General features: G+C 64.6%; 10 protein-coding genes. 6 read left to right on the top strand and 4 right to left on the bottom strand.

Going from position 1 to position 13,010, the window contains the following annotated elements; all coding sequences use genetic code 11:
* Nucleotides 1-178: 178 nt before the first annotated feature.
* Together RX327_RS02645 and RX327_RS02640 are read left to right on the top strand one after the other, a co-directional pair.
* Nucleotides 179-1,351: an FIST N-terminal domain-containing protein gene (locus RX327_RS02645; RefSeq protein WP_317249395.1), complete on the top strand. Its 1,173-nt coding sequence runs from the start codon at nucleotides 179-181 to the stop codon at nucleotides 1,349-1,351.
* The gene (locus tag RX327_RS02640) at nucleotides 1,348-2,721 is read left to right on the top strand and encodes a hybrid sensor histidine kinase/response regulator (RefSeq protein ID WP_050384050.1); all 1,374 of its coding nucleotides are present in this window, start codon (nucleotides 1,348-1,350) and stop codon (nucleotides 2,719-2,721) included. Before RX327_RS02645 ends, RX327_RS02640 begins: the two co-directional genes overlap by 4 nt.
* On the opposite strand, the gene RX327_RS02635 is transcribed toward RX327_RS02640, so the two are convergent.
* The 4 genes from RX327_RS02635 to RX327_RS02620 form a co-directional block, all read right to left on the bottom strand.
* Nucleotides 2,716-3,462, bottom strand: coding sequence for a response regulator transcription factor (locus RX327_RS02635; protein ID WP_317249394.1), 747 nt, complete (start codon nucleotides 3,460-3,462; stop codon nucleotides 2,716-2,718). The genes RX327_RS02640 and RX327_RS02635 overlap by 6 nt on opposite strands.
* A 148-nt stretch (nucleotides 3,463-3,610) precedes the next feature.
* Complete coding sequence (locus tag RX327_RS02630; RefSeq protein ID WP_016843264.1) at nucleotides 3,611-4,291, bottom strand: response regulator; 681 nt, start codon at nucleotides 4,289-4,291, stop codon at nucleotides 3,611-3,613.
* Nucleotides 4,292-4,327: 36 nt separating this feature from the next.
* Nucleotides 4,328-5,530 carry a c-type cytochrome gene (locus RX327_RS02625; protein ID WP_317251442.1) on the bottom strand — a complete coding sequence of 401 codons (1,203 nt, stop codon included), beginning with the start codon at nucleotides 5,528-5,530 and terminating at the stop codon, nucleotides 4,328-4,330.
* 26 nt (nucleotides 5,531-5,556) lie between these two features.
* Nucleotides 5,557-7,272 carry a PQQ-dependent dehydrogenase, methanol/ethanol family gene (locus tag RX327_RS02620; RefSeq protein ID WP_317249393.1) on the bottom strand — a complete coding sequence of 572 codons (1,716 nt, stop codon included), beginning with the start codon at nucleotides 7,270-7,272 and terminating at the stop codon, nucleotides 5,557-5,559.
* A 404-nt stretch (nucleotides 7,273-7,676) separates the two neighbouring features.
* Here RX327_RS02620 and RX327_RS02615 point away from each other — a divergent pair, with 404 nt between their 5' ends.
* The 4 genes from RX327_RS02615 (at nucleotide 7,677) to RX327_RS02600 (ending at nucleotide 12,849) form a co-directional block, all read left to right on the top strand.
* On the top strand, nucleotides 7,677-8,162 hold the full coding sequence (locus tag RX327_RS02615) for a (2Fe-2S)-binding protein (protein WP_028181083.1): 486 nt from the start codon (nucleotides 7,677-7,679) through the stop codon (nucleotides 8,160-8,162).
* 90 nt (nucleotides 8,163-8,252) lie between these two features.
* A complete protein-coding gene (locus RX327_RS02610) occupies nucleotides 8,253-10,595 on the top strand; it encodes a xanthine dehydrogenase family protein molybdopterin-binding subunit (RefSeq protein ID WP_317249392.1) in 2,343 nt (780 codons plus the stop codon).
* Nucleotides 10,596-10,608: 13 nt separating this feature from the next.
* Nucleotides 10,609-11,409 carry a xanthine dehydrogenase family protein subunit M gene (locus RX327_RS02605; RefSeq protein ID WP_317249391.1) on the top strand — a complete coding sequence of 267 codons (801 nt, stop codon included), beginning with the start codon at nucleotides 10,609-10,611 and terminating at the stop codon, nucleotides 11,407-11,409.
* Nucleotides 11,410-11,736: 327 nt separating this feature from the next.
* Nucleotides 11,737-12,849, top strand: coding sequence for a CaiB/BaiF CoA-transferase family protein (locus tag RX327_RS02600; RefSeq protein ID WP_317249390.1), 1,113 nt, complete (start codon nucleotides 11,737-11,739; stop codon nucleotides 12,847-12,849).
* Nucleotides 12,850-13,010: the final 161 nt, after the last annotated feature.

Raw genomic sequence — 13,010 nt, 5'->3', positions numbered from 1 at the left:
CGGCGAGCGTAGCTGCCGGCGCAGTAGCCCGGCCAATGGCATTTCCTCTCACGACCTGAAAGCCACGGGCAAGCCGGAACGCCAGCCATCGCGGCATGGCCCGGATGCCCTCACGACCCGCGCGGGTTCAACCGCCCGCGCCAAGAAAAGCAAAAAATTCTGGTCAGGGAGAGCGCCTTTGGCGAAGCAGAACGGTAGCACCGCCGACAGCATTGTCGTGGTGCAGGCGAAGACCGACGGGCCGCGGGAAGCAGCCGCCGAGATCGCGCGCCAATTGGCGGGGGCTGATCTCGCGATGCTCGTGGTGTTCGTGTCGCCGGTCTACGAGCCGCAGACATTCATTGCCGAACTGTCCAACCGCATGCCCGCCGTTCCGATCTTCGGCTGCACCACGGCAGGCGAATTGTCGCCCGGCGGTTGGGACGAGGACAGCGTCGTCGCGATGGGCTTCAATGCGGCCGATTTCGTCATCGCGGCCCGGCCGCTGTTCGAGCTTTCGACATTTCGGGTCGACCACGGCCGCTCGATCTGCACCGAATTGCAGAACGAATTCGCGCAACGCACCGAGCATTGCGATCACACCCATGATTCCTTCGGGCTGCTCTTCATCGACGGCATGTGCCAGCGTGAGGAGACCATCATGTCGGCGATCTATGCATCGCTCGGCGATATCCCGGTGGTCGGCGGCTCCGCCGGCGACGGCCTGCGCTTCGAGAAGTCCTGGGTGTTTCATGGCGGCGAGGCTTTTACCGATGCCGCCGTCCTGATCCTGATCCGGACCCGGCTGCCGTTCCGCCTGTTCAAGTGCGATCACTTCGAACCGACCTCGACCAAGATGGTGGTGACCGAGGCCGACATCGAGCACCGCATCGTCAAGGAGTTGAATGCCGAGCCGGCCGCGATGGAATATTCCCGTGCCGTCGGCCTCAGCGACAGCAAGCTCGAATTGTTCTCGTTCGCCGCGCATCCTGTGCTGGTTCGTGTCGGCGGCGCCTATTACGCGCGGTCGATCCAGCGCACCAACTCGGACGGATCGCTGCAATTCTTCTGCGCCATCGACGAGGGCATGGTGCTGACGGTGGCGCGCGAGCGTGACCCGATCGATGTGACGAGCCGCCTGCTCAAGGAGCTGACCGAGGATCTCGGCGAGGTCGCGATGTTCATCGGCTTCGAATGCGTGCTGCGGCGGCTCGACGTCGAGCAGCGCCAGCTGTCGCGGGAGATGTCGGAGCTCTATCGCCGCAACAAAGTGATTGGCTTTCAAACCTATGGCGAGCAGTATCGCTCCATGCATGTCAACCAGACGCTGACCGGCATCGCCATCGGCAAGCGGGCACTCGCGCCGCAATGACGGATACCAAGACCACGCGAATTGCGGCGCTCGAACGCGAGGCCGAGAAGCTGCGCAAGATCAACGCGGCGCTGATGTCGCGCGTCGAGCGATCGACCGATCAGCAGCTCAACGCCTTCTCGCTGTTCGAGACCGCGATCGCGCTGGATCAGCAGGTGCGCGACCGCACCCAGCAGCTCAAGCAGGCGCTGCAATCACTGGAGAAAACCAATGGTCGCCTGCTGCAGGCCAAGCAGCAGGCCGAGGCGGCGAGCTCTTTGAAATCATCCGTGCTGGTGTCGGTGACGCACGATCTGTTGCAGCCGCTGAATGCGGCGCGGCTGACGCTGTCCGCGCTGACCGAGATGGCAACCGAGTCGAAGAGCGTCGCGCTGACCGATCAGATCGACCGTTCGCTGGCGACGCTCGAGGACATGCTGCGGACGCTGCTCGACATCTCCAAGCTCGAAGCGGGCGTGCTCAGGCCCGAATTCGGACCGGTCGCGATCGCCTCGCTGTTCGAGCCGCTGGAGCAGGAATTTGTCGCGACCGCCGCCAAGCGCAATCTCGGCTTCCGGATCATGCCGTCGTCTGCGGTGGTTCGCTCCGATCCGCTGATGCTGCGGCGGATCCTGCAAAACCTTGTCGCCAATGCGCTGCGCTACACCCAGCGCGGCAGCGTGCTGATGGGATGCCGGGCCAGGGGCGATGACATCTGCATCGAGGTGCACGACACCGGGCCGGGCATTCCGGAAGCGCAGCGCGAAGCCATCTTCGTCGAGTTTCAGCGCGGCGAGACCAGCGCCGGCGACAAGGCCGGCATCGGGCTAGGTCTTTCGATCGTGCGCCGGTTTGCCGACCTGCTCGGCCATGACATCAGGCTGAGCTCGCGCGCCGGCAAAGGCTCGGTGTTCTCGGTCACCGTGCCCCGCACGCAGGATCCGGTTGCGATCCCGGTGCGCGAGCAGGCCAGTGTCGACTATCGCTATGGCGGCATGGAGGGCGCCAAGATCCTGCTGATCGAGAACGACCTCTCGAGCGCCGAGGGGCTCGCCCATCTGCTGGAGAAATGGGGCTGCGACGTCGCGGTGACGATCTCCAAGACCGAGGCGCTCGAGCGCATCCACGCGCTGGACGGCATTCCCGACGCCATCATCGCCGATCTGCATCTCGACAATGGCGAAACCGGAATTCAGGCCGTCGATGTCATCCGCGGCGCGATCAACGCCAAGGTGCCGGCGATCATCGTGACCGCCGACTACTCGGCCAAGGCTGCCTCCGACGTATCGGCCTTCGGCCATGAGCTGTTGAAGAAGCCGATCAAGCCCGCCGAGATGCGCTCACTGCTGTCGTTCCTGCTGGCGGCGGAGCAGTCAGGTGCGCGGTTATGATTCCGCGCCATGCGACGACGGCGAGGCCGTCACCGGCGAGTGGTCGTGCTTGCCGAAGTCCAGCTTCGACAGTGCGATGATGGCCTCGGTCCGGCTGCGCACCCCGAGCTTGCGCAGGATCTCCGAGACATGCACCTTCACGGTGGTGACCGAGATATCGAGCTCATAGGCGATGTGCTTGTTCTGCAGGCCGCGGCAGATCATGTCGAGCACGCGAAGCTGCTGCGCGGTGAACTGGCCGAGCTGCTGCACCAGCTCGCGCGTCTCGGCCTGGGCCTTCCGCGCGGCGGCGGTATCGCGGAAGCGCGGCGGCAGGCACATCGCGCCTTCGAGGATGCCGCGCAACAGCCGCGCCAGCTCGAGCTTCGGCGTCGACTTCGGGATGTAGCCGGAGATGCCGAGCGAGATCGCGCCGCCGACGATCCGGGGATCGTCATGCGCCGACACGATCACGAGTGCGCTACGCGGCGCGGCGGCGCGCACCCGATAGGCGCCGAGCAGGCCGGTGGTCCCGGGCATCGACAGATCGAGCAGGATCAAATCAAGGCCGTCGCGCGCCGCGATCACATCCAGCGCACCGTCGATCGAGGTCGCCTGCAGCACCTCGGCATCGGGAAACTCGGCCCCGATCACGCCGATCAGGGCGGCACGGAACAGCGGGTGATCCTCGACGATCAGCAATCGAGGCGTACCCGCCTTGCCGAGTGGCGGCTCGTCCGCCAAAGGCGCGGTCGTGGTCAATGCTGCGCCGCCCTCTCTCGGATGCTCATGACAGCCATTGTGCGCACGACGTTATCTCAAAGCTCGGTGGCAGCCTATAGGCGGGATTTCCAATGCGCCCGCCTCGCAGTGCAGCACGGCTAGGGCGCCTTCTCCGCGTGCAGCACGGCTAGGGCGCCTTCTCCGCCTTTGCGCCCGAGCAGGCCTCCGGGACCGGAAGCGGAATCTTGCCGAGCTCGATGATCGCCTTGTTGCGGCTGAACAGCTTCAGCTTGCGCAGGATCTCGGTGACATGCGCCTTCACGGTGGATTCCGCAAGCTTGAGCTCGGCGGCGATCTCGCGGTTCTGCAGGCCGCGGATGATCAGATGGAGCACCCGAATTTGCTGCGGCGTCAGCTTCTGAATGCGTTCGCGCAGCGTCCGCGCCGTCTCGGACTGTTCCAGCGCACCGACCGCGACGAAATCCCGCGGCGCCGAGACCGACCCGCTCAGCACGCGCGCGATCGCCTGCGAGAGCTCGCCGAGCGAGGTCGACTTCGGCAGATAGCCGACCGCGCCCATCTCGAGCGCCTCGCGGATGGTATGCTTGTCCTCTTCGCTCGAGACGATGGCGATCGGCAGCCGCGGATAGCGATCCCTGATCTTCTGAAAGCCGGAGAAGCCGACCACGTCGGGCAGCAGCAGATCGAGCAGCGCCAGGTCGATATTCGGCTCGCTGGCGAGGATGCCAAGCGCCCCCTTGATCGAGGTGGCCTCATAGATCCGGGCATCGGGATGCGAGATGCGAATGGCGTTGCCAAGCGCCTCCCCGAACAGGGGGTGATCGTCGATGATCAGGAACCCCATCATGAGGACCCTCGCACTGCAATTTGCGAATCGCAGCTTCTAGTTCGATCCGCCGGTATCCTGCACGCTCTGCAGATAGACATATACGTTTCTGAGCTCGTCGTCGTTGAAGACGTCCTTCCAGGCCGGCATGCCCTTGGCTGGCCGCCCGTCATGGACCGTCTTCCAGAAAGTCGATTCCATATCGTCAGCATAGCGCTTCTTGAGCAGCCTGAGATCGATCTTTCGCTCGGCCTGCACCGCGTCCGGGCCGTGGCAATGCGCGCAGGTTCCATTAAAGACTTCGCGCCCGGCGGTGGCATCCCCTTTGGCATCGCCGGCGGTCGCGGCGGTCTGAACCGGTTTCTCGGCCGCGGCCGCCTGCCCGACCGTGACGGGCTCGCTGGCGCCGACGGATGACGTCGTCGCCCGGTCCGCCTCGCCGAACTTCACCGGTGCGCCGTTCGGCACGCCATATTTGGCAAACAGGGCGGAAATCTCCGGCTGCAGCGCCGGCAGCACGCCGTCGACTTCATCGCGCAGCGCGCCGGACGCCTTGGCGAAACCGATCGCGGTCGCCCAGAGCAGGCCGTCGCCCTCGGTCGACACGATCTGGTATTTGTCGCCGTAGCTGGTCTTGTTGAGCCAGCCGGCCACCGGTGCCCAGATGAAGGCGATGTCGACCTTGCCCTGTTCGAGCGCCGCCATGCCCTCCTCCGGGCTGAGCACGGTCACCTTCCGGATATCGTCGCGCAGCGCGAGCAGGTTCTGCGGCGTCGATTGATACTGCACCGCAACCCGCAATCCCCTGAGGTCGTCGATGCCGGCAAGCTTGCGGTCCTTGCTGCCGACCAGTGCGTAGCCCTCATGGGCGATCGGCTTCGAGAAGATCACCGCCGGGCCCATGAAATCGTCGATCAAGGGCAGGCCGACCATGGCGTCGCACTGCTTGCTGAGCAGCGTCTCCCGCACGGTGCGCTTGCCGAAATAGGACTTGTACCAATTGGTGCTCACCGTACGGCCGAGCTTCTGCGCCACCGCCTGGCCGATCTCGAGATAGAGGCCGGGCCTGCCCGGGTCGTCGCTCGAGAACGGCAGGTTGGTCGGGTCGGCGCAGAGCCGCAGCGGCGGTTTTGTCTCGTCGGCACCGGCCGCCAGGGCCGGCACCATGAGCAGGGCGGAGAGCAGCACGGTCCGGATTGCATGTTCCAACCGCGTGTTGCGCGAGGGGGTGCGCAGTTCGTTTCGGGCGATGCAAGACACGGACAATGCTGCCTCCTTGACGATCGTTACTGCAGGGCGAACACGAACAGCGAGCCACCTTCGGGCGCCGCGGCGACCATCTTCTTGCCGATGTCACCGAGGAAGGCCGGCAGCGCCGCGGTGCGTCCGACCACGATCGCGACATACTGCTTGCCGTCGACCGAATAGGTCACCGGACCTGCACCGATGCCGCTGCCGAGGTTCTTGCTCCACAGCACCTTGCCGTTCTTGGCATCGATGGCGCGGAAGTCGCCGTGCAGATTGCCGGAGAACACCAAATTGCCGCCGGTCGTCAGCGTGCCGCCGTTGAAGGGCAGGTCTTCCTTGATGCTCCACACCTTCTTGTTGGCGATCGGATCCCAGGCCACGAGTTCGCCGAGGAAGCCGCCGGGGCCCGGCTTGGTCGGGAATTCGGCGCCGAGATAGAACACGCCGCGCTTGTAGTTCACGTCAGAGACCGACCAGTCCATGCAGACATTGTTGCTCGGGATGTAGACGAGGCCGGTCTGCGGGTTGAACGACATCGGCTGCCAGTTCTTGCCGCCGATCAGGTTCGGGCAGATGTCCTTGGCGGGATGGCCCGGGCCCGGACGCTTGTCCGGATCCTCTTCCGCCCGCATCGTGTTGATGTCCCACTTCCTGGCCCAGTTGGCGAAGACGTATTTCTCCGCGGAGATCATCTTGCCGGTCTCGCGGTTGGCCACGAAGAAGAAGCCGTTGCGGTCCGCCTTCATCAGCACGGGCGTCTCGGTGCCCTTGATCTTGAGGTCGGCGAGCAGCAGCTCGTTGACGCCGTCATAGTCCCAGGCGTCGGCCGGCGTGCCCTGGATGTGCCACTTGATCTTGCCGGTGTTGGGATCGATCGCCAGCGTCGAGGCCGTGTAGAGGTTGGTCAGCTTGCCGAAATTGCCGTCGCCGGTGGAGCGCACCGCGGTATTCCACGGCCCAGGATTGCTGGTACCCCAGTAGACCGTATCGGACTTGGCATCGTAGGAGCCGACCAGCCAGGCGGCGCCGCCGCCGTGCAGCCCGGTGTCGCCCTTCCAGGTCTCGCTGCCGGGCTCGCCCGGCGCCGGCACCGTGTAGGTCTGCCAGAGCAGCTTGCCGTCCTTGAGCGAGAACGCCTGCAACGCGCCGCGGACGCCATATTCGCCGCCGCCGAAGCCGGTGATGACCTTGTCGCGGACGACGAGCGGCGGCGAGGTGATGACCGAGCCCTGCTTGTAGTCGACGACCGTCGAGGTCCAGAGTTCCTTGCCGGTCTCGGCGTCGAGCGCGGTCAGCTTGCCGTCGAGCCGGCCGACGAAGATCTTGCCGTCGGCATAGGACACGCCGCGATTGTTGACGTCGCAGCAGGCGTATTGGAGCACGTCATCCGGAATGTCCGGCTGCCAGGTCCATTTGCGCGCGCCGGTCGCGGCATCGATCGCATAGACGTATTTCGGACCCCACGAGGTCGACACATACAGGTTCTTGCCGATCACGACCGGCGACGACTCGTTGGAGCGAAGCGAAGCCAGCGACAGCGAATAGACCAGCTGCAGCTTGCCGGCGTTCTCGGAGTTGATCTGCTTCAACGGGCTGAAGCGCGTATTGCCGTAGTCGTGGCCGGCGATCGCCCATCCATTTGGATCGGACGCCGCCTTGACGACGGAATCATTCGCTTTCGACGCACCAATGCCTGCCAGCACCATGGCGACCAGCGACACGCCGGCAAAGAAAATCCCGCTCCTCAGCTTCATTGGCTTCCTCCAATATGGTTTTGTTGCCGCGATGGATGCATCGCGCGCGCGGATCGCTACCGAATTTCATGAACCAGCGATCTTCTGCCGCTGCGTCGGCGATGAAAATGACAGCAACGCCTTTGCGTCGTTATAGGCGGAAGGTAGTAGCGATCGCGGCGACGATTTTGGCGTGCGGCGAGCACCGTCAGCTTGCCGAAAACCGCTTGCGCTGCCGGGCAATTTCGTCGCGCCGGAGTGCGCCGCCGGCAGCTTGCAAATTGCCCATTGAACGGCTGCCTGCTAGGATCGCAGGCACTGCCCGGCGCCTTCATGACAGGGCCGCGACTACGACTTTGATCGCGGTTACGACCCACATGAAGCGTGGTCTACTGGGACCATAACGAAGCTATTGGGAGAAACGCGTGTCTAAAGTCAACCTGACAGTGAACGGCAAGGCCGTTGCTGTCGACGTCGAGGACCGCACGCTGCTGGTCCAGCTCCTGCGCGATCACCTCAACCTCACCGGGACCCATGTCGGCTGCGATACCAGCCAGTGCGGCGCCTGCGTCGTGCACATGGATGGCCGTGCTGTGAAATCCTGCACGATGCTGGCAGGGCAGGCCGATGGCGCCAGCATCACCACGATCGAGGGCATCGCCAAGGGCGACGAGCTGCACCCGATGCAGGCTGCCTTCCGCGACAATCACGGCCTCCAATGCGGCTATTGCACGCCGGGCATGATCATGTCCGCGATCGACATCGTGCAACGCCATGGTGGCCAGCTCGACGAGGCGACCGTCCGCCAGGAGCTCGAAGGCAACATCTGCCGCTGCACCGGCTACCACAACATCGTGAAAGCCGTGCTGGATGCGGCCGGACGCATGAAGGTCGCGCAGGCGGCCGAGTAGAGCGCCACGCACCGCGTACGATCAAGCTCACCACCGCCGGTCTCGATGGAAACGGCGGCAAATCGAATCTCCGGTCGGGAGGACTAGACAATGGGTGTTGAAGGAATTGGCGCACGTGTCGTGCGCAAGGAAGATCGCCGGTTCATCACCGGACAGGGACGTTACGTCGACGACGTCAAAATGGTCGGCATGAGCTACGCTCACTTCATCCGCAGCCCGCATGCGCATGCCAAGGTCAAGGGCATCGATTCAGCCGAGGCCATGAAGATGCCGGGCGTGGTCGCGGTGCTCACCGGCAAGGAGCTCGTCGACGACAAGGTCGGCAACCTCATCTGCGGCTGGGCCATCACCTCCAAGGACGGCAGCCCGATGAAGATGGGCGCATGGCCGGCAATGGCGCCCGAGACGGTGCGCTTCGTCGGCCAGGCCGTTGCCGTCGTGATCGCCGAGAGCAAGAACCAGGCCAGGGACGCCGCCGAAGCGGTCGTCGTCAACTACGAAGAGCTTCCCGCGGTACCCGACATCAAGGCCGCGATCAAGCCGGGCGCCGCGCAGCTTCATCCCGAAGCTCCCGGCAACATCGTGTATGACTGGCATCTCGGCGACGAAGCCGCGGTCAAGGATGCCTTCAGCAAGGCTGCCAATGTGGTGAAGCTCGACGTCACCAACAATCGTCTCGCTCCGAACGCGATGGAGCCGCGCGCGGCGATCGCCGATTACGACGCGGCGGAGGAGCACTTCACTCTATATACGACCTCGCAGAACCCGCACGTCGCCCGCCTCGTGCTGTCGGCGTTCTACAACATCGCGCCCGAGCACAAGCTGCGCGTGATCGCCCCCGACGTCGGCGGCGGCTTCGGCTCCAAGATCTTCATCTATCCCGAGGAGATGGTGGCGCTGTGGGCATCCAAGAAGGTCGAGCGTCCCGTGAAATGGACGGGTGATCGCACCGAAGCCTTCCTCACCGACGCGCATGGCCGCGACCATGTCTCGAAGGCGGAGTTGGCGTTCGACAAGGACAACAAGATTCTTGGCCTGCGGGTGAAGACCTACGCCAATTTCGGCGCCTACATGTCGCTGTTCTCGTCCTCGGTGCCGACCTACCTCTACGCGACGCTGCTGTCGGGCCAGTACAACATCCCGGCGATCCATGCCGAGGTGATCGGCGTCTACACCAACACCACGCCGGTCGACGCCTATCGCGGCGCGGGCCGCCCCGAGGCGAGCTATCTGATCGAGCGGCTGATGGAAACGGCGGCGCGGCAGTTGAAGGTGGACCCGGCGGAGCTGCGCCGGAGCAACTTCATCACCCAGTTCCCGCACCAGACGCCGGTGATCATGGCTTACGACACCGGCGACTTCAACGCTTCGCTCGATGCCGCGATGAAGGCGATCGACTATGCCGGCTTCCCCACCCGCAAGGCCAAGGCGAAGGCCGACGGCAAGCTGCGCGGCATCGGCGTGTCCTGCTACATCGAGGCGTGTGGCATCGCGCCGTCGAAGGCGGTCGGCAGCCTGGGCGCCGGCGTCGGTCTGTGGGAATCGGCCGAGGTGCGCGTCAACCCGGTCGGCACCATCGAGATCCTCACGGGATCGCACAGCCACGGCCAGGGTCACGAGACCACCTTCTGCCAGCTCGTCGCGGAACGGCTGGGCATTCCGATCAGCCAGGTCTCGATCGTCCATGGCGACACCGACAAGGTGCAGTTCGGCATGGGCACCTACGGCTCGCGCTCCCTCGCGGTCGGCGGTCTTACCGCGATCCTGAAGGCCATGGAGAAGATGGAGTCCAAGGCCAAGAAGATCGCGGCGCATGCGCTGGAAGCCTCGGAAGCCGACATCGTCATCGAGAACGGCGAGTTCAAGGTGACCGGCACCGACAAGGCGATCGCCCTGCCGATGGTCGCGCTCGCGGCCTACACCGCACACAATCTGCCTGACGGGATGGAGCCGGGCCTGAAGGAAAGCGCCTTCTACGACCCGACCAACTTCACCTTCCCGGCCGGCGCCTATATCTGCGAGCTCGAGGTCGATCCCGGCACCGGCAAGACCTCCTTCGTCAACTTCGTCGCGGCCGACGATTTCGGCCGGCTGATCAATCCGATGATCGTCGAGGGCCAGGTCCATGGCGGCCTGGCGCAAGGGATCGGTCAGGCGCTGCTCGAGGGCGTGGTCTATGACGGCACTGGTCAGCTCGTGACCGCGTCCTTCATGGACTATGCCATGCCGCGCGCCGACGATTTGCCCTCGTTCAACCTTTCCCACACCACGACGCTGTGTCCGGGCAATCCGCTCGGCATCAAGGGCTGCGGTGAGGCCGGCGCGATCGGGGCGTCAGCGGCCGTGATCAACGCGATCACGGATGCGATCGGCAAGAACACTCTGGAAATGCCGGCGACGCCCGATCGCGTCTGGCACGCCATTCACGGTTGAGGGAGGAAGAGCCATGTACGAGACAAATTATCACCGCGCTTCCTCGGTCGCTGACGCCGCCGCAACCTTCGCCAAAGGCGCGGAATCAAAATTCCTCGCCGGCGGCCAGACGCTGCTGCCGGTGATGAAGCAGCGTCTTGCCGCACCTACCGACGTGATCGACCTCTCCAAGGTGCAGGAGATGATCGGCATCGAGGTTTCGGGGGATACGGTCACCATCAAGGGCGCGACGCCGCATTACGATGTGGCGCAAAGTGATGCGGTTCAGAAGGCGATCCCGGCGCTCGCCAATCTGGCGTCGATGATGGGCGACCCCGCCGTGCGCTACCGCGGCACGATCGGCGGCTCGATCGCCAACAACGATCCTGCCGCGGATTTCCCGGCCGCGCTGCTCGCGCTCAGCGCCACCGTGAAGACCAACAAGCGGTCGATCTCGGCGGATGACTTCTTCAAGGGCCTGTTCACCACGGCGCTCGAAGACGGCGAGATCATCACCGCCGTGTCATTCCCGGTGCCGGCGAAGGCAGGCTACGAAAAGATGCGGCACCCGGCCTCGCGCTTTGCGCTGACCGGCGTGTTCGTCGCCAGGACCAAAGCCGGTGACGTCCGCGTCGCCGCGACCGGTGCTTCGCAGAGCGGCGTCATGCGGGTCGCGCCGATCGAGCAGGCGCTGAAGGCAAACTGGGCGGCCTCGGCGCTCGACAGCGTGACGATCCCGGCGAGCGGCCTGCTCGCCGACATCCACGGGTCGGCGGATTACCGCGCCAACCTCGTGAAGGTGATGGGACAGCGGGCGGTGACCGCGGCCGGTTAATCAAGCATGATCCGGAAAAGTGCGAGGCGGTTTTCCGGAAAGATCATGCTCAAACAAAGCGCTAAAGCGTGATGACGATTCTCATCGCGCTTTAGCGCCTAAACACAAGTCTGCGAACGGCGCGCCGCAATGCGCGCCGTTCGCGTTTTTACCGGCGGCACAGGACAAAAGGTGCTTGCCACATCCGGCTTTAGGCGAGACAATTTAGCTAATCAGCTAATTAAAAATACCGTCCCACGGACGGCTGGGAGAACGCATGAAGTTCGGCAACCAAGCCAGCCGCGACATCTCAGCCGCCTAGCGCCCCGCAACCAACGGAAGAACAACGTGCTCGATAAACCCGCCTCCCAGACCGCCGCTCGTACCTCCGGTCCGCTCTCGGGCTTCCGCATCGTCGAATTCGCCGGCATCGGTCCTGGTCCGTTCGCCTGCATGATGCTGGCCGACATGGGCGCCGACGTCGTCACGCTCGACCGGATCGGCGCCGGCAAGAATTTGAAGGCGGTTGCAACCCGCGGCCGCAAGGTCATTGAGCTCGATCTCAAGAACAAGGCGGCGGTTGCCGAAGTGCTCGACCTGCTCGGCCATGCCGACGCCCTGGTCGAGGGCTTCCGTCCCGGCGTGATGGAGCGGCTCGGCCTCGGGCCCGACGTGGTGCTCGCGCGCAATCCAAAGCTGGTCTATGGCCGCATGACCGGCTGGGGCCAGGAAGGCCCGCTCGCGAATGCCGCCGGCCACGACATCAACTACATCTCCATCACCGGCGCACTCGCCGCGATCGGTACCGCGGAAGCACCGGTGCCACCGCTCAACCTGGTCGGCGATTTCGGGGGCGGCGCGCTCTATCTCGTGGTTGGGGTGCTCGCAGCGCTCCTGGAGGCGCAGAAATCCGGCAAAGGCCAGGTCGTCGATGCCGCCATGTGCGACGGCGCGGCATCGCTGATGTCGTTCTTCTTCGACATGGCCGCGCAGGGCCGCTGGAGCGGCGGCCGCAACCAGAACTTCCTCGATGGCGGTGCGCATTTCTATGGCGTCTATGAATGCGCCTGTGGCCATTTCGTCTCGATCGGCTCGATCGAGCCGCAATTCTACGCGCTGCTGCGCGAGCATGCCGGGCTCACCGACGCCGATTTCGACGCGCAGATGGATCCCAAGGCCTGGCCCGCGCTGAAGGAAAAGCTCAAGACGGTGTTCAAGAGCAAGACGCGCGAGGACTGGTGCAAGATCATGGAAGGCACCGACATCTGCTTCGCGCCGGTGCTGACCATGGAGGAAGCGCCCAAGCATCCGCACATGGCCGCACGCCAGGTGTTCGTCGAACGCCACGGCGTGACCCAGCCCGCCCCCGCGCCGCGCTTCTCGCGCACACCGTCCGCGATCCGCGAGCCGGAGTTGGCGAATATTGGCGACGTGACCAGCGCGTGGAAGGCGGGGAAGTAAATCTCGCTGTCGTCCCGGCGAAGGCCGGGACCCATAACCACTGAACGGAGTTGTTGCGCACGCCCCTACCGAGGGACTACCACCCGACACACCCGATGGATTCCGCGGTATGGGTCCCGGCGTCCGCCGGGACGACAGCTATGGCTGAGCGCTGGCGTGGC

Source organism: Bradyrhizobium sp. BEA-2-5 (genome assembly GCF_032918025.1).
In the GTDB taxonomy this organism is placed as follows: domain Bacteria; phylum Pseudomonadota; class Alphaproteobacteria; order Rhizobiales; family Xanthobacteraceae; genus Bradyrhizobium; species Bradyrhizobium pachyrhizi.
Note: the sequence above shows the minus strand (reverse complement) of the source record. Positions and strands in the feature narration are given on the sequence as shown.

Coding starts and splice junctions, on each gene's coding strand:
- RX327_RS02605 (WP_317249391.1), top strand. CDS start 10,609: ATGTACGAGACAAATTATCACCGCGCTTCCTCGGTCGCTGACGCCGCC.
- RX327_RS02640 (WP_050384050.1), top strand. CDS start 1,348: ATGACGGATACCAAGACCACGCGAATTGCGGCGCTCGAACGCGAGGCC.
- RX327_RS02630 (WP_016843264.1), bottom strand. CDS start 4,291: ATGATGGGGTTCCTGATCATCGACGATCACCCCCTGTTCGGGGAGGCG.
- RX327_RS02610 (WP_317249392.1), top strand. CDS start 8,253: ATGGGTGTTGAAGGAATTGGCGCACGTGTCGTGCGCAAGGAAGATCGC.
- RX327_RS02620 (WP_317249393.1), bottom strand. CDS start 7,272: ATGAAGCTGAGGAGCGGGATTTTCTTTGCCGGCGTGTCGCTGGTCGCC.